The sequence below is a fragment of the Streptomyces marispadix genome (assembly GCF_022524345.1).
Taxonomy (GTDB): Bacteria; Actinomycetota; Actinomycetes; order Streptomycetales; family Streptomycetaceae; genus Streptomyces; species Streptomyces marispadix.
This window is the reverse complement of sequence record NZ_JAKWJU010000002.1, coordinates 3,493,368-3,508,500: the sequence shown is the minus strand read 5'-3', so window position 1 is coordinate 3,508,500 and position 15,133 is coordinate 3,493,368. Positions and strand designations below refer to the sequence as shown.

General features: G+C 63.7%; 16 protein-coding genes. 8 read left to right on the top strand and 8 right to left on the bottom strand.

Annotated features, from left to right (window positions below; all coding sequences use genetic code 11):
• Positions 1-165: 165 nt before the first annotated feature.
• A complete protein-coding gene (locus MMA15_RS14605) occupies positions 166-1,146 on the top strand; it encodes a PIN-like domain-containing protein (RefSeq protein ID WP_241060100.1) in 981 nt (326 codons plus the stop codon).
• 18 nt (positions 1,147-1,164) lie between these two features.
• Here MMA15_RS14605 and MMA15_RS14600 read toward each other — a convergent pair whose 3' ends face one another.
• Both MMA15_RS14600 and MMA15_RS14595 read right to left on the bottom strand, forming a co-directional pair.
• Positions 1,165-1,968: a trypsin-like peptidase domain-containing protein gene (locus tag MMA15_RS14600; RefSeq protein WP_241060099.1), complete on the bottom strand. Its 804-nt coding sequence runs from the start codon at positions 1,966-1,968 to the stop codon at positions 1,165-1,167.
• Positions 1,969-2,063: 95 nt separating this feature from the next.
• Complete coding sequence (locus tag MMA15_RS14595; protein WP_241060097.1) at positions 2,064-2,639, bottom strand: hypothetical protein; 576 nt, start codon at positions 2,637-2,639, stop codon at positions 2,064-2,066.
• Positions 2,640-2,779: 140 nt separating this feature from the next.
• Here MMA15_RS14595 and MMA15_RS14590 point away from each other — a divergent pair, with 140 nt between their 5' ends.
• The gene (locus tag MMA15_RS14590) at positions 2,780-3,700 is read left to right on the top strand and encodes an FkbM family methyltransferase (protein WP_241063199.1); all 921 of its coding nucleotides are present in this window, start codon (positions 2,780-2,782) and stop codon (positions 3,698-3,700) included.
• Positions 3,701-3,753: 53 nt separating this feature from the next.
• Here the strand turns inward: MMA15_RS14590 and MMA15_RS14585 are convergent, their stop codons facing one another.
• Genes MMA15_RS14585 through MMA15_RS28235 form a run of 3 tightly spaced genes read right to left on the bottom strand, consistent with a single transcriptional unit; the run spans position 3,754 to position 5,086 of the window.
• A complete protein-coding gene (locus MMA15_RS14585; protein ID WP_241060095.1) occupies positions 3,754-3,909 on the bottom strand; it encodes a hypothetical protein in 156 nt (51 codons plus the stop codon).
• Positions 3,910-3,956: 47 nt separating this feature from the next.
• Complete coding sequence (locus MMA15_RS14580) at positions 3,957-4,700, bottom strand: GntR family transcriptional regulator (protein WP_241060093.1); 744 nt, start codon at positions 4,698-4,700, stop codon at positions 3,957-3,959.
• Positions 4,697-5,086, bottom strand: coding sequence for a hypothetical protein (locus MMA15_RS28235; protein ID WP_308290544.1), 390 nt, complete (start codon positions 5,084-5,086; stop codon positions 4,697-4,699). Before MMA15_RS28235 ends, MMA15_RS14580 begins: the two co-directional genes overlap by 4 nt.
• Positions 5,087-5,623: 537 nt before the next feature.
• On the opposite strand from MMA15_RS28235, the gene MMA15_RS14570 reads away from it, so the two are divergent.
• Both MMA15_RS14570 and MMA15_RS14565 read left to right on the top strand, forming a co-directional pair.
• Positions 5,624-6,385, top strand: coding sequence for a GntR family transcriptional regulator (locus tag MMA15_RS14570; RefSeq protein WP_241060091.1), 762 nt, complete (start codon positions 5,624-5,626; stop codon positions 6,383-6,385).
• A 164-nt stretch (positions 6,386-6,549) separates the two neighbouring features.
• On the top strand, positions 6,550-6,882 hold the full coding sequence (locus tag MMA15_RS14565; protein ID WP_241060089.1) for a hypothetical protein: 333 nt from the start codon (positions 6,550-6,552) through the stop codon (positions 6,880-6,882).
• Between the two features lie 16 nt (positions 6,883-6,898).
• On the opposite strand, the gene MMA15_RS14560 is transcribed toward MMA15_RS14565, so the two are convergent.
• Positions 6,899-7,477: a DM13 domain-containing protein gene (locus tag MMA15_RS14560; protein ID WP_241060087.1), complete on the bottom strand. Its 579-nt coding sequence runs from the start codon at positions 7,475-7,477 to the stop codon at positions 6,899-6,901.
• 297 nt (positions 7,478-7,774) lie between these two features.
• On the opposite strand from MMA15_RS14560, the gene MMA15_RS28230 reads away from it, so the two are divergent.
• The 4 genes from MMA15_RS28230 (at position 7,775) to MMA15_RS14540 (ending at position 13,122) form a co-directional block, all read left to right on the top strand.
• The gene (locus MMA15_RS28230; RefSeq protein ID WP_241060086.1) at positions 7,775-11,641 is read left to right on the top strand and encodes a DEAD/DEAH box helicase; all 3,867 of its coding nucleotides are present in this window, start codon (positions 7,775-7,777) and stop codon (positions 11,639-11,641) included.
• Between the two features lie 124 nt (positions 11,642-11,765).
• A complete protein-coding gene (locus MMA15_RS14550; RefSeq protein ID WP_241060084.1) occupies positions 11,766-12,176 on the top strand; it encodes a hypothetical protein in 411 nt (136 codons plus the stop codon).
• A gap of 41 nt (positions 12,177-12,217) precedes the next feature.
• Positions 12,218-12,724, top strand: a complete 507-nt coding sequence (locus tag MMA15_RS14545; protein ID WP_241060082.1) for a hypothetical protein — start codon at positions 12,218-12,220, stop codon at positions 12,722-12,724.
• 44 nt (positions 12,725-12,768) lie between these two features.
• The gene (locus MMA15_RS14540) at positions 12,769-13,122 is read left to right on the top strand and encodes a hypothetical protein (protein ID WP_241060080.1); all 354 of its coding nucleotides are present in this window, start codon (positions 12,769-12,771) and stop codon (positions 13,120-13,122) included.
• Between the two features lie 68 nt (positions 13,123-13,190).
• Here the strand turns inward: MMA15_RS14540 and MMA15_RS14535 are convergent, their stop codons facing one another.
• Together MMA15_RS14535 and MMA15_RS14530 are read right to left on the bottom strand one after the other, a co-directional pair.
• A complete protein-coding gene (locus tag MMA15_RS14535) occupies positions 13,191-13,955 on the bottom strand; it encodes a glycosyltransferase family 2 protein (protein WP_241060078.1) in 765 nt (254 codons plus the stop codon).
• 5 nt (positions 13,956-13,960) lie between these two features.
• Entirely contained in the window at positions 13,961-14,749 is a 789-nt protein-coding gene (locus MMA15_RS14530) for a GntR family transcriptional regulator (RefSeq protein WP_241060076.1), read from the bottom strand.
• Between the last annotated feature and the right edge of the window lie 384 nt (positions 14,750-15,133).

The window sequence follows — 15,133 nt, the reverse complement described above, 5'->3', positions numbered from 1 at the left end:
CCAAATTCAGAGCGTGGTGTTCGACCCCTCACCAGCTCCAAACAGAAGGCCAGCCCACGTGGGGCGTGAAACCCAATCCAGGCCCTCCCATGGCCAGCTCCCTTGGTGCTTTAGCGCTCAATGCGTCATGCTTTCTCCTGGTCGAGAAGGGACGCGGAGGCACAGATGCCCGACGAGGGAATCAATCATGGACTATTCGATGGATTTGAGGCATACCGTACCCCGGGTGCAGAGGAATACCAGCGGGTCATGACCGAAGGCATGGTCGTCCTCGACACGAACGTTCTTCTCAATCTGTACCTGTACAGCGTCCAGGCCCGGCAGGACCTTCTCTCCGTTCTTAGTCGCATCAAAGATCAAATCTGGGTCCCTCACCAAGCAATTGCCGAATTCTGGAGCAACCGAGAATCTATTCTCACGCTTCGCCGGAACAGGGCACGAGAAGCCTCGTCCTCGCTGGAGAACCTTGCTAGCAAAAGCGTCACGGTAGTGGAGAGCTGGGCACGTTCCACCGGTGTCGACGAGGCCGATCGAGAGGAGCCCCTTGCCAACCTAAACACTGCTTTTGCGCGACTGCGAGACTTCATTACCGTCCATGCTAACGACGCAGAGCTCGATTACTTGATTGGCACCGGGGATGACCCGGTAACTTGTGCTCTTGAGACCATTCTGTCGGGCCGCGTCGGGCCGGCACTGTCGCGGAGCGATTACGAGCAGGCTGTACAACAGGCGGACAAGCGTGCTCAGGAGGAGATCCCGCCAGGCTACCTGGATCGAAACAAGAGGGGGGATCGAGCAGCGGGAGACTACCTGCGGTGGGAACAGACGCTGCGGGAAGCACAACGCCGGGATGCTGATGTGCTGTTCGTGACTCAGGACATGAAAGAAGACTGGTGGCGTCGAACCCGAGGCGTAGTTCGGGGACCCCGCCCCGAACTCGTCCGCGAGATGAAGGACCGAGCTGGATGCAGGTTGTTCATGGTGTCTCCGCAGGTGCTGCTGCGCTTGGGGAAAGAGAGCCTGCAGGTCCACGTTGCCGAGGCATCGGAGGAGCAAGTGAATCGCTTTGACTGGGTTGCCACCGACTTCATCAACGCACCAACCCCTGGAAGTTTCACATTTTTCGAGGAACCGGAGAGTCAGTAAGGTAATCGAGAGCCATGCTCAGGTTGCATTAGAGTTCAAGGCGCCATTCCCTTCGACGCCATTAGTAAGAATTTCGCGAACAGCTTTAGTTTTCCACACGTGGCCGAGGTCTGATTTTTCATTGATCCTTCCTGAATAGACACCAAGCAAGTTGGCCATAGCATTCTGAGCCATCACGGTCTCACCGTTCGCCATTGCTGTCATCCCTCCCGGCGAGTAGGCGATTACCGGGGACCCGGATTGCCCGGGCCTAGTCCGTGAGTCAATCAAAAAACACGGCAAGTCCCCGAAATCCACGTCAACCTCAGTGGCGATTGCACCCTTGGTCCATACTGCAAGAGATCCTCCACCAGTAACACCAAAGGGGAATCCAAGTATGTTGACCCAGTCTGAAACCCCCGCTCGCATCGTCTCATTCATCAATTGGTCATTGTACGGAACCAGCTGCGTGTTTGATCTCGGCGTCAGTGGCAGTGCGACCACGTCCACGCGACGTCCGAACTTGGGATGTTCTAGCCACAAGGGCATACCCTCCTCGTCAAGTAGCTCCTCGGATACGTCGACCCATCGAGCAACGTCGACGTACGACGCTCGCCTGCCTCGATTTTCGAGGCACCGAATGGTGATTGAGTCGGGAGTTGCTGCCGAGTTATGGATGGGTTGGCCCGTCAGTCGGTTTCTCCCGGCTACAACGTGCCAGTTGGTGATCAGATAGTTCTTTGCATCATGGGTAAGGACGAATCCTGTGGCCGTGCCTAGCGGTTTGGTCTCAACCAACGGTGTCAGCAACAATGATGCCACTGAGAATGGCGAGATGGGCATTTCAGTCTCCGCATCCGTATACTTAGAGTGAAGATAGTGGCGCGGCACCCTGCCGCTTCACTGACCGTTCTGACCTCGGCTCAGCTCATAGAAACTCACGCGTCTCGCAGTGACTCTTCGCTGTTTCGCTGACGCGGTGGAAGCAAGAGGTCCCGCTCTGGGTGGCTTTCGCCAGTCACGTCGCCCTTGACGCCCAGGTCTTCCCTCGCGGCGTCGTGAAAGCTATTGATGGCCTGGAAGGCGGCTCGGTTCCGTGCTCGCCACTCGTCGAGGGGCCCGGATGTCCTACCGGTGGCCTGCCAGTCGACTTCGACAACGGCCGCGTTGAGTCGATGGCCAGCCTCGACCACCTCGTCACCCCCGAGCAGCATGACCCGCTCGAAGGCACGGCCCCGTAGCCGGCTTGCGTCGCTCATCTCCGCCAGCATCTCCGGCTCTGACTTCTGGCTTTCGCGTATGCCTTCCTTGTGTTCGTACAGTTGCACGGCAAGGAAGATCATCGCGCGGGTGCGGTCGACGTATCCCTCGTAGGCGTCGAGCTTCTTGTCGTCCCACCGCGTCAGCAGTTGGTGGCGGTTGCGGCTTCGCTCCAGCATGTAGTTGGTCACGTGCGTCATCAGGGCACCCAATAAGACGGCGCTGATGGTCACGAACTGTTCGCCGGTGTCCAAGTCATCCCCCTGGCATGGAACTTGTTGTCCAGATGTCCAGAGGACTTTATGAGGCGCGTGAAGCGTTGTTCCAGTGGGCCGGTAAGTGCAGCTCAGCCCCGGTGACCGGCAAGACGGCCGGCGAAGAGGTGGGTAGCGGGATGGGTGTCGACGGGCGTCGGTTCTTGTGGGGACTCGGGCGGAACTACGTCCGCTACTCGCCCGGGACGCTGGGCAAGAACATGCTTGCGCGGGTGTACCTCACTCCTCACCTCCGGGAGCACTCCGTACGTCGCGAAGCACGGACACGCTTCGGCGCGAGGTTGCTCGTCGACAGCGAGGACCTGATCCAGCGCCATCTGTACATGTTCGGTGTCTGGGAGCCGCACCTGACTCACTGGCTCCAGGCGAGGCTGAAACCTGGGGACGTCTTCGTCGACGTGGGCGCCAACATCGGGTACTTCAGCGTGCTCGGCTCATCCCTGGTGGGCCCTAACGGGACGGTCGTGGCCGTTGAGGCTTCGCCAGCGTTCCATCGTAGGCTTGTGCAGCACGCCTACATGAACGGCTGCGGAAACCTTCGAGCGATCCAGGCCGCGGCCTCCGATAGGGACGAGACGCTGAGGTTCGTTCAAGCAAGCTCCCGGAACGCCGGAGCGACCAGCACCGTCCCTTACACAGGGCCGACGGAGTCCGAGTTCGAGGTCGACGCACATCCGTTGACTCAGCTGCTCAGCGAGACGGAGCTCGGGCGGGCGCGTGTGATCAAGATCGATGTTGAAGGTGCGGAAGGGGCAGCAGTACGGGGACTGAAGCCCGTGCTGAGCCAGCTGCGGGCGGACGTCGAAGTGGTAGTCGAGGTGACCCCAGAGCGCATGCGCGCACTGGGGGACTCGGTCGACGAGCTGCTCGCGACCTTCCAGGATCGTGGCTTCCACACGTACCAGCTGGACAACGACTACGACCCAGGCAGCTACCCGGCAGCCATCCGTCGCCCTCGACCGCCTCGACGTTGGCTGGAGCCCGTCACGGAGGAGATGGACCTCGTCTTCTCCCGCATCGATGCCGAACTGCTTGCCTGACACGGACGGGGCCCTCACGCGTTCAGCGTGAGGGCCCCGTCGGTCGCGGTCGGTCAGCTCTCCGGAGGCCACAGCCCCAGCTCGGTCAACTCCTTCGCCAGCCACTCGGGCGCGTACGAGCGGCCGGCGTACTCCTGCGCGCACGGTTTCGGACAGGCGTAGAGGCTCCAACCAGGGCCCGAGCCGCTCTCGATAATCTGGACGAGCATCTTCTCCCCCTGCTTCGCCTCGCAGAGGCAGCACGGCTTCCCGAGCATCACGACAGATCACCGCCTGCCGACTTCGCCAGGGCCTTGGAGAAGACGACTTCAATACGGTCCTGTGGCGCTACGAGTTGCGCGCCCTCAACCACCCTGCCCTGGTCGTCGACCGAGGTGCGCTCGACCTCCAACACCACTGCTCCAGGTGGGAGGTTCAGGCGGCCCGCCTCGTCCTGCGTTGGCGGTCGTGTCGTGACCCGTTCAGTGACGTGAGCCAGGCGGATGCCGGCGGCCTCCAGGCCCAAGGGGATCTCGGCTCCCCATGGCAGCTTCGCCGTAGGAGTATCGAGGAGTTTCGCCAGGTCGAGGGGGACGTAGATGCGCGCCAGGCTGTACGGGTCCTTGTCCCGCCGGCTGAAGTACAGGTACTCCGCCAGTTCCGTACCGGGCTCGACTTGCATCAGGGCAGTCAGCGGCGCCTCCGCGAGCACCGAGCCGTGCCTCACGTACGTCTCGGTGTCGACGTGGTCCGCCTCCGACTGACGGAATCCGCCGCTGCATGCGCTGACGTACGAGACTCGCTGAGGCCGCCGCCGGACGAACGTGCCGCGACCGTGAAACCTCTCGATCAACCCCTCTGCCTGGAGAACGTCGAGAGCGTGCCGCACAGTCAGCCGGCTCACCGCGTACTCGTCGACGAGCAGTGGCTCTGTAGGTAGACGATCGCCGGCGCTAAGGGTCCCGTCGGCGATCCGCTCGCGGATCGAGTCCGCGACTCGTTGGTATCGCGCCACTGTCACCACCGCGCCTTCCGCCGGAAGGCCGCCAGGCGCGTCCGGACGTGCAATGTCAGGGTCTCCCCCGTCTCGAACCGGAGACGCTTCGCCTTGTGGGGAAGCGCCACGATGTCGGAGACGATGAGCGGCTGACCGCCGACCTGAATGACGTCTCCGCGGAGAACCGTGGCCGAAGTGACCGATACGGAAGCGCTGTTCGGATGCATCGACGCCCCTTCCTGCCGGGGGTGGCACCACGTGCAGCAACAGATCTCGTAGATGACGGGCCAGGACTGCTGTTCCGCCCTGGGTTCGGCTTCCGTGCATTGGCCGTGCGCTCCCATACGGCAAGCCACCGAGACGTAGGGAGTGCGCCAGTCCGGGGCACGTTGTTGCTGCACATGGCTCATGAGCGCACCTCAACGAGGCGCGGAAGAGCGCGTGGTGGGCATCCGTCCCGGGGCAGAGAAGGACTTGCGTCAGTCGCCCGATGCTGCGGTCCTGGGAGCGGCTGGTTGTGAGCGTGAAGCACGCACCATGGCTGCTCGTCGGTGTAGTGGCTACGGTTGATCACGTCGCTCAGCTCCCTAAAGCTGACGGCCATGCCCCCGGGCAGCCGGCGCTGTCGCGGGGGTCCCCTTTTCGGATGGCGGCCCATACGGTCATGCCGCCAGCGCTGACGTCCTGACCGAAGTGATCGGCGGCTTCCAGCGCCCCTAACAGGGCTTTCCAGGATTCTGGAGAGGCCCGGCCAGGTGTCTTGGCTTCCACAAGGAAGTGGTTCTCTTGGTCCTTCACCTCTGGCGTGAGCCCCGCGGCGGTGAGGCGTTCCGCTACCTCGTCTGCGCGGGACGCAGGTGTGGGCATGCGGAAGTCCTCCGTCGCGCCTCGGTCACGTGGAGTAAAGGTGCTTAATCAGCTTAGCCAGAGTGGGCTAGATTTTCCATATGCCAGAGCAGCCGCCGTACATCCGCATCGCCGACCTGCTCCGGGAGCGCATCGCCAGTGGTGAGTGGGCAGTTGGCGAGAAGCTGCCTTCGCGCGCACGGCTCGGCGAGGAGTACGGAGTAGGGCACAACGTCGTACGGCGCGCGAACGATCTGTTGATCGCGCAGGGCCTGCTCGAAGGACGCACGGGTTCGGGCACGTACGTTGCTGAGCCGCGTTCGCGTCTGCGGATGGTGCGATCCTTGAGCCGTGAGCGTCGCGGAGGTTCACCGTTCCGCGCGGACATGTCAGCGCTCGGCAGGCAGGGCACCTGGGAGAGCCATACCGAGGCGAAGGTTCCCGTTCCCGCGGACATCGCGGCGCGGCTCGGCATCAACGAGGGAGACCTCGGCGTCCGCACGCGGTACGAGTTCATGGCCAACGGCAAACCGGCACAGCTCTCCACGAGTTGGGAGCCGTACGACCTCACCGGCGGGACGCTCGTCGTGCTCCCCGAGGGCGGCCCCTTCACCGGCCGCGGCGTCGTCGAGCGCATGGCGGAGATCGGCGTCACCGTCAGCCACGCCGTTGAGCAGCCCGAACCGCGGCATGCCACGGCCGAGGAGATCGCTCTCCTTGGCCTGGCGCGCAGCGCGCTGGTGACGCAGATCCAGCGCACGTACTACAGCGACGAGGGGCGCCCGGTCGAAACCGCGGACATCGTGGTGCCGGCTTCGCTGTGCGAGATCGTGTACGAGGTGCCGATCAACACTGCCGACTAACGCAGGAGCGGGAGCAGTAACGCAAGGGATGAGCAACGCACGCCCACGTCCGCGGCTCGGCCCTATTATCCCCTTTTGTTACAATTGAACTACTCGGGATCCAACGGATGCCGGAGCGCAAAATGGCTAGTCACCACGGACGTCATGCCGCCCACCCCGCGGGAGTGTCCTCAGCTCATCAGCCCAAATGGGGCCATGGGGTACGGGCTGACAGTGCTGCAACAGCAGCGCCGACCGAGCCGCCGAAGCGCAAGAAGCGCCGCGTCTTTCTCTGGACGTTCCTGGTCGTCCAGCTCATCTTCTTGATTTGGCTGATCGTCGGGCTCGTCTCGACCGCGGGAGCGCCTGACTGTACCGGGCTCACACAGGAGGATTGCGAAGCGGCTACCGGGCTGGGAGCCACGATCGGGGCCGGTGTCATCGTGGCGTTCTGGGTGGCGGTGGACTTTATTTTGGGCATCTCGTACTTGATCTACCGAGCCGTGAAGAAGGACTGACGCCCTTCCGGTGCGATCAGACGCGGGACAGTTCGGCTGCTCCGAAGGAGACATTGAAGCGGTCGCACCAGATGGTCACGCTGGTGTATTCGTCGAGGTCCGCCTCGGTGGGCAGTGTGTAGTTCTGGCTCCCCTTGTTGCCTTTGAGTCCCCCCAGGCTGAGGTGGGCGCCGTCGTCGAAGACGTGCCAGCCAGCCGTACCTGGCTTCACCTTCGCGTCGGTGATCCAGACCTTCAGGTCGGGACCGTTGCTGGTGTTCAGGTTCTGCAGGCGGAGGATCCGGGACCCGTCCTCTAGCTCGACGACCTTCGCACGTCCGGTGGTCTCGTGCTCGTGGGTGATGAACTCGCCCGAGGTCAGCGTCGTCGGCCGGGCCGGCTTCTCGGCTTTGCCCGATCCGGCGGAGTCGCCCGGCGTCCCGGACTCCGGCCGTCCGTCCGACGTCTCAGGTGCGGCAGCGCCGGGAGGCGCCTCATCGACCTTCTCGTCCGTCCACAGCTTCCACGGCTGGAACAGATACAGCCCCACGGCGACAGCCGTCAGGCCGACCGCCAACACCCCTATAAGAGGCGGTTTCCGTACCCACCCCGACATCCTTCGCACCGTAGCCTCCCCGCGTGCTCTGCTATGTAGCCGGGATTCCACACCACGCAAGGCCCGTCTGTCCCGGTCGAAAGGGACGCGGGGTCCTTACGATCCGCGAACCTCCAGCTGTTCGCTGCTCGCCGGCGCCGTCGTGGCGTTCTGGGTGACGGTGGACTTCATCTTGGCCGCCTCTTACTTGATCTACCGAGCTGCTAAGAAGCGCTGATTCGGTCCGCTGCGACGCACCCAGCCGACGCCTCAACTTCTGTTAGCGTGCCCGCAGTTCGACGAACTCAGGGGGGCTGGGTGGGGGCCGTCAACCGGTCGAAGGTGGAACGGAAGCGGCAAGCGCAGATCCTGCGTTTCTGGCGCGCGGTGGAGTACTTCAGTCCGCCAGATGTGCCACGCGTTAACCCGAGAAACAAGATGTTCCCTGTGTGGGCGAACCAGCCACTTCCCTGGGAACCGGGCTCCGCGATCAGCAGGATGCGGTTTAACGAGAAGCGCGCGTGGCAGCACACGGTGTACGCCGGGATCTTCTCGATCGACAAGGTGCGCGACGTTCTCCTTGAAGCCTTCCGTTCACCGGAGTCCGAGCAGGACTTCGACGGGCGGATCAGCGGCGACAGCGCCCTGCTTTGCTTCACCGTGAACGAGGCAGGTCAGCTACTCAAGGAGAGCGTCACTCTCTCATCCTGCGCATGGGCTGTCTCACAGACGTTGGATCCCGGACCGCACGACGCCCGGTGGCTGACCGGTTTCGAGGAGCAGTGTGAAGACCTGACGGCACGTCTGCTGGACCTCGGCGACGGAAAGATCGACGTGGAACGTGAGCCGCCGGCCGACAGGGGCGGGCCGGCACCGTCACTCGGTCCAGTCGCGGGACTCATGTCCAAGCTGGCCCTCGGTGTGGCGAAGGGCGGAATCGGCCTGGCGGCCTCCTCAGTAACTGCCGGCCTCGGCCCCGTAGCAGGACCCATAGCTGCGAAGGTCGTCGAGCAGGTGGGCAGCGACATGGCAGAGTCCGCCATGGCAAGGCTTACCGACCGTACTGCAGGAAAGGGGAATCCCCCAGAGGAGCAGAACAGCTCCGAAGCGGATGCATCAGCGGAGAGCCCAGATGCGTCGGAGGAGCCGGAGGAACCTCCCGCGGAAGTCGGCACGAAGGTGCTCGACGTCTACGATCTGGCTGCTATTACCCGCTGGGTGGCTGAGCGACTGGGCGTCGCAGCAGTACTGAAGCCAGACGCGATCCGCGTCAGGAGCTACGAGGTCTCGGCAAAGCGAGCTGATGAGCCGGTCGGCGATGTCTTCCTCAACAGCTTCTACGCCGACGACCTCGCCCGCGTAGCCAACGCCCTTGAGAAGGGACAGTCTGGTACCGCGTTGCTGAACTACCTTCGCGCCGAGGAAGACCTCGATGCGATGCGCCGCTTCGACGTGCGTCGTCTTCCCGAAACCGTGCTGGAGCACGTGCAACCGTCCAGCATGCCTGCGGGCCGATGGCCGGCGGACGATGACAAACCCCTGGTGCTGAGCCAGCAGTTCGCGGTGAACCGCATCATTGAAACCCTCGGGACAGAAGGCGGACGCGGTATCTACGCCGTGAACGGGCCGCCGGGCACAGGCAAGACAACCATGTTGCGTGACCTCATCGCGGCCGTGGTCGTGCAGAGAGCCGAACGGCTGGCTGTGTTGAAGAGCCCCGAAGATGCCTTCACCCGCAAGCCGTTGAGATGGCGCACGGAGGAGACCGCTGGCAAGACATTCGCGCCCACCCTTTTCCCCCTCATCCCGGCGCTCTCGGGCTTCGAGATCGTGATCGCTTCTTCGAACAACGGCGCGGTTGAGAATGTGACATTGGAAGTCCCCAGCGCGCAGGCGATAGGCGAGGCATGGAAGCCCCACGCGGAGTATCTCTCCGGCCCCGCGAGCCTCTTACTGAAGGGTGAGGCGTGGGGCGCGATCGCCGCTTGCCTGGGTAAGCGAAGCAATCGTTCGGGCTTTGTCGAACGCTTCTGGTGGGGGAAGGCGGAAAAGCCCGACCATCAGCGGACCAACACCGGAGAGCTGCGGGTGGGGCTCCACAAGATGCTGCAGACGCAGAGTGCGTACGCTGGTTCCTCCGCGAGTAATTCCGTCACCGCGGCCGAAGAAGAAGGGGCCGAGAGCGATCAGTCGGCGCCACTTGGGCGGGAGACTTGGACCCAGGCCGTGCGCCAGTTCAACCAAGCCCGGCGCAAAGTCCGCGAACTGACGGCGAAGCGGCAAGAGATCGCAGACCTGGCACGGCGTGAAGCGGGCCCTGACGCGCTTCTGGGACAGATGCTGGCTCGTGAAACTGATGCGCACCGTCGAGTGGACCAACTCCGCAGCGAGCGGCGTCGCTGCTGCATGGCGCTTGAACGGAGTGAGCAGGAGCACACGCGACGCCAAAGAGTCGTCATTGCCATACGGGGCCAGCTCGAACCGGCGGAAGCCCGGGTGAAAGCAGCGGAGCAGGGTGTCAGAGCCGCGGAGGCGGCACTTCACGCCCATGACGCCCGGAAGCCCGGAATCTTCAAACGGGTCTTCAGTCGCGAGGCTCGGCAGCGCTGGGAGAGCGAACGAGTCCCGCTCGAGACCAGGCTCCAGGACGCCGATGCCGATCTGGCCGCCCAGGAATCTACCCACCAAACGGTGCACGGAGAGCTTCGCACCGCCCAAGGACAGCTGGACCAGGCGCTGACGGATGTTCAGCGCGCCCAGTGGGCCTTGAGTGCCTGCGAACAGCGGTTGGAAGAGGAGACTGCACAGGCGGTTGGGGCGGGGCAGCAGGTACAAGACAGACACCGTGAGCTTGAGCAGAACCGCCGCCAGTTGGACGCAGCTCGCAGGCGGTGGGGGGCCGCAGTGCCAGGACCGGAGTGGCGAGCCGATCCCGATGACCGACAGGCGATGGAAGCAAGGGAGCTATCCGCTCCTTGGATGGACCCCGAGATTGCCGAGGCACGCACCGCTCTTTTCCTTGCCGCACTGGACCTGCACCGAGCTCTGCTCACTGCCGCGCCCGAGAAAATGCGCAAAAACCTGCTGGCTGCCATGGACGTAGTCAAGGGAAAGGCGCCAAGAAGCTTGCCCGCGGAGACGGTCCTCGCAGCATGGCGGATGCTATTCCTCGTCGTCCCTGTCGTCTCCACGACCTTCGCCTCGATGGGGCGGATGTTCGACAAGCTGGGCAGCGAGACCCTGGGCTGGTTGTTCGTAGACGAAGCAGGGCAGGCCGCGCCGCAGGAGGTGATCGGCGCCCTGTGGAGATCGCGCCGTGCAGTGGTCGTCGGCGATCCCCTTCAGCTGGAGCCCGTGGTTCCTCTCCCGTGGACCGGCCAGAAGCGGCTCGCCTCGCACTTCGAGGTGGATCGACAGTGGACCCCGGCCGCGGGCTCGGTCCAGACCCTGGCGGACCGCCTCAATTCGTATGGCACCTGGCTGAAGGACGGCGAGGGCGAAAACGTCTGGCTCGGCTCGCCCCTGCGTGTGCACCGCCGCTGCGATCGACTGATGTTCGAAGTCAGCAACAAGATCGCCTACGACGGCATGATGGTCTACGGGGTATTGCGAGAAGGGGAGGAGTTTCCACTCGCCCGGTGGAGCGTCTGGAGGGACGTGGGCTCGCTGCCGAGCGATGACAAGTGGAACCCCGAAGAAGGTCACGTCCTTGAAGACTCTCTCAGGCTAATCCGTGACCGCATCAGCGAAGTGCTGCAGGAGGAGATGGAAGAGAGCCAAAGTGTGCCGCTCGTGCCGGGCGAGAGCCGGGGCGCTCACGCTCAGGAGTTGACCCGTCGGCTGAACCAGTCGGTGTTCGTCGTCAGCCCGTTCCGTGACGTCGTCAACGGGATCCGCAGGGTGGTGGGGAGCCGTCTCGATGACAAGCGCTATGGGACGGTGCACACCACGCAGGGCAAAGAAGCAGACATCGTGATCCTGGTCCTCGGCACAGGAACCGGACAGGTGGGTTCCCGTGATTGGGCCTCTAAGAACCCGAATCTGCTCAACGTCGCGGTCACCCGCGCGCGCCGCCGGCTCATCGTCATCGGAGACTTCAACACCTGGTCACGTCACCGCTATTTCAGCGATCTGGCTCACCACGATCAGCTCCAGATACGGCCCACCCGCGGTGAGCGAGGGTGATGATCCAGCGAAGGAAGCGGCGGGATCTGCGACGGAAGGTGAGTGACTCCTCCAACTGTCGGCCTAGGCATAGGAGTTGACGACTACCATCAAACGTCTGGAGGCAAGGAAAAGGGGGGATTCGGTGGACCCGACGCTCATCGCCTTGGCCAGCGCGGGCGGTACAGCAGTGGTATCGGCCATGGCGACAGACGGGTGGAACACGTTCCGATCAGGCGTCGTCAGCCTGTGGCGACGATTCCGGCCCGACTCCGCTGTTGAGCTGGAGAGAGAGCTTGAAACGTCTCGCGCGGCGCTGCTTGCTACTCCGGACACCGAAGCCGAACAGGTCCGGCAAGCGCTCCGGTCGGCCTGGGAAGGTCGCATGCTGACGCTCTTCCTGGATGACCCTGTTGCTGCAGCTGAATTTGAGGCTCTGCTCTCCAAGCAAGCAGGGTCGGACTCGTCCCGTGCGAACGTCACCTTCCACGCCGAGGCCCGTGATCACGGCCGCGTGTATCAAACAGGTGCAAACCAGTTCATCAGCGAGCGATGAGCGCCGCCCGCTGGGACGATGAAGAAGATGGTCGTTGGCACATGCGAGCCAGCGCGGAGGATGAGGGACGTGTCTATCAAGCGGGCCATGACCAACACATCACGGAGTACCACCTCTACGGCCTGACACCTGACATAGACGACGATGACGACGAAGAGGATGACGACGGGTACGACGAGGATGAGGACGGCAGTTCCTGGGGCGGGGTCCTGGAAGCGCTCTTGAGCGTTCTCACCGCCTTGGTCGCGCTGCTTCCACTCGCGCTCGCAGGCGCCAGTATCCACTCCGTCGTGACCGCAGAGTCGTTTCCGTCCTTCTTGGCTGTGCTCTACTCGGTGGGTTCCCTCGTCGTGGGGGCCACAGGGTTCTCAATTCTTCGTGAACGGCTGTCCCACTGGGCCGAGCCGATCGACACACACTCCGGGTTGTACTTGATCACGGGCATCGGCATCTTCGTTTATTACGTGCTGGGGGACCCAGCCAACCTCAACATCAAGTTCATAGCAGACGTTGGTCTAGAGGTCGCCCAGCAGCTTGGCCCTCTGTGATCTCATTTCAGCAGGATCTTGTGTCGATCAGTATGGAGAAACCGGTGACGAAGGCCGAAGGCCCGGGCGGTCAAGAACACACATGGGAAATGCATGCCCAAGCTAGCGGTGAGGGGCACGTGTACCAGGCTGGTGGCGATCAATATGTGAATTTTCACGTTCAGGAGGCGTCGTCACAGTCCCCGCCACCTGCGCCCTTGCGTGATGCCCTTGCGTCTCTGTGCGATTGGCTCGCCGTGGTGCTGGTCATTGTCATGATCGCTTGCGCTGGCTTCACCGTGGAAATGTATTTGCGGTTCGGCTTCAGCATTGAATTTTTCCAGACGTTGGGCATGACGGTTGCAGCCTTCGCATTGTTGATGCTGCTTAACCGTCTCATAGCGCACCGAACCCGCTAGCGAGAGCGCAGATGTCACAGGGCGGTCTGAACCTGCTGTGATGAATGCCGATTGGGAGCGGGAACGGATTACTTCCCCTCCCCGCGCGAAAACCGCCAGTTCAGCTGAACGAGCTCTCGAACACGTGCATCGACCACGGCCATCCGCGCCTCGCGCTCGTCCTTGTGCCCATGTGCAGCCTGATTGGTCGCCTGACCAGGCCACTTGCGGTACATCAGCCCGACCTCGCGCGTGAAGTACCCCCGGCTCACCGCGTTCAGCGCCAGCAACAGCCCTGTGTCTTCGGATGCCGGCAGGGCCATCCACCCACCGAGCGCGAGTAGCAGGTCCCGGCGGACGCACAGCGTCGCCGGGTGGACCTGGGCGCGGTAGTCGTGGGACTTCCAATGCTCATGGACGGAGCCGCGTTCGATCGGGCCCTCTTCGGGGTCGCCGTCGAAGCCGATCGTGGTGCCGTCCGGGAGGGCGTCGAGGACGCGGGAGGTCGTCCACGCGACGTCAGGTTCGCGCTCGAAGACGGCGATGTCACGGGCCAGCGCGCCCGGGGTGAGCATGTCGTCCGCGTCGAGGACCTTCACCAACTCGCCCTGCGCGCGGGCGAGTCCCATGGTCCGGGCGACGCCGGGTCCGCCGCGTCGGCCCTGGGCGAAGCTCACCCGCGGGTCGTCGGGCACGAGCTCGGCGACCGCGTCCGTCTCGCCGTCCTCCTGGATGACCCACTGCCATTCCCACCCGTCCGGCAGCTCCTGCTCCTGGAGCGAGCGGTACGCGTCCGGCAGGTGGTGGGCGCCGGGGGCGTGGACTGCCGTGAGGACAACGATGCGCTGCGGCAAGGGAGTTACCACCGATCCAGTGGGGTCACGAAGGTCATTTCGGTGCGGTCGCCGGGGAGGATGACGTCCGACATCTCCACCAGGCGGTCTTCGGTGTCGTACGAGGACTTCCGGAGTACGAGCACCGCGGTGCCGGGTGGCAGCTCCAGTTCCTCGGCCTCTTCGGCGGACGGAGGGCGTGCGGTGACGCGTTCCTCTATGCGGTCGAGCTCGATGCCGACGGTGTAGAGCTGGTTCTGAGTGCCGCCCGGCCAGGGCTCGTTGGTCTCGTCGAGCAGGTCCGGGTTCTTCGCGACCATGTCGCGGACGAGGTATGAGGTCACGAGGGTGAAGGGCGCCGGCTCGGCGCTGTAGCGAGTCCGGTACGTGCGCCGGAGCATGGTCGTGCCCTCGGGGACCCCGAAAGCCGTGGAGAGGTCCTCGTTCGCCGGGATCTCCTCGTACTTCGCGTTGAAGACGAGGTCGTCGACCGTCAGCCCGGTGTCGTGCTCGGTCGAGCCCGTCTTAAGCCGCTTCGCTTCGGGCTCGCGGGCCCGGTCCTTCTCCCACTGGTGGCGTTCGTTGCTGCGTGACACCAGCTTCCGCGGCACTCGTACGAAGGTGCCACGGCCGTGCTTCTTCTCGACGAGCCCTTCGGCCTCCAGCTGCGCGAGCGCCTGGCGCACCGTCGGCAGCCCCTTCTTGTAGTGCGCCGCGAGCCAGGCCTCGGTGGGCAGCTTGTCGCCCGGCCTCAGCTCACCTGCGCGGATGGGATGCCGGAAGTCTTCCGCGATCCGCTCGTACGCCTTCGCCATAGCTGATCCGTTCTGAAGCCGGTCTGTTCCGATCTGGAGACGACTCCCAGCCTACGAGTCATCAAGAGGACTTGACGAGTCGGGAGAGGAACGTCATAGTCGGTGAGCAAGTCATCAAGATGTCTTGAGGACAAGACCTCTTGTTGGCCGCGACCGCTTCATGCCCGCCTTCCGGCGGGAGCCGCGGTCGGGAAGCGCCCGGAGGGCCTGGTGACAGAGGCCCGAAGGAAGCGCCCGCGCCTTGAGAACTCAACAGAGTGCACCTGGACGAATGAGTGCTTTTGATCTCCGGCATCGCCTCTCCGAGGCATGTCGGAGGTCATGATCGCTCGTTCGACCGACGAGGTGAGCGGTCCCTGCGCAAGCCACACGCGACAGCACGCC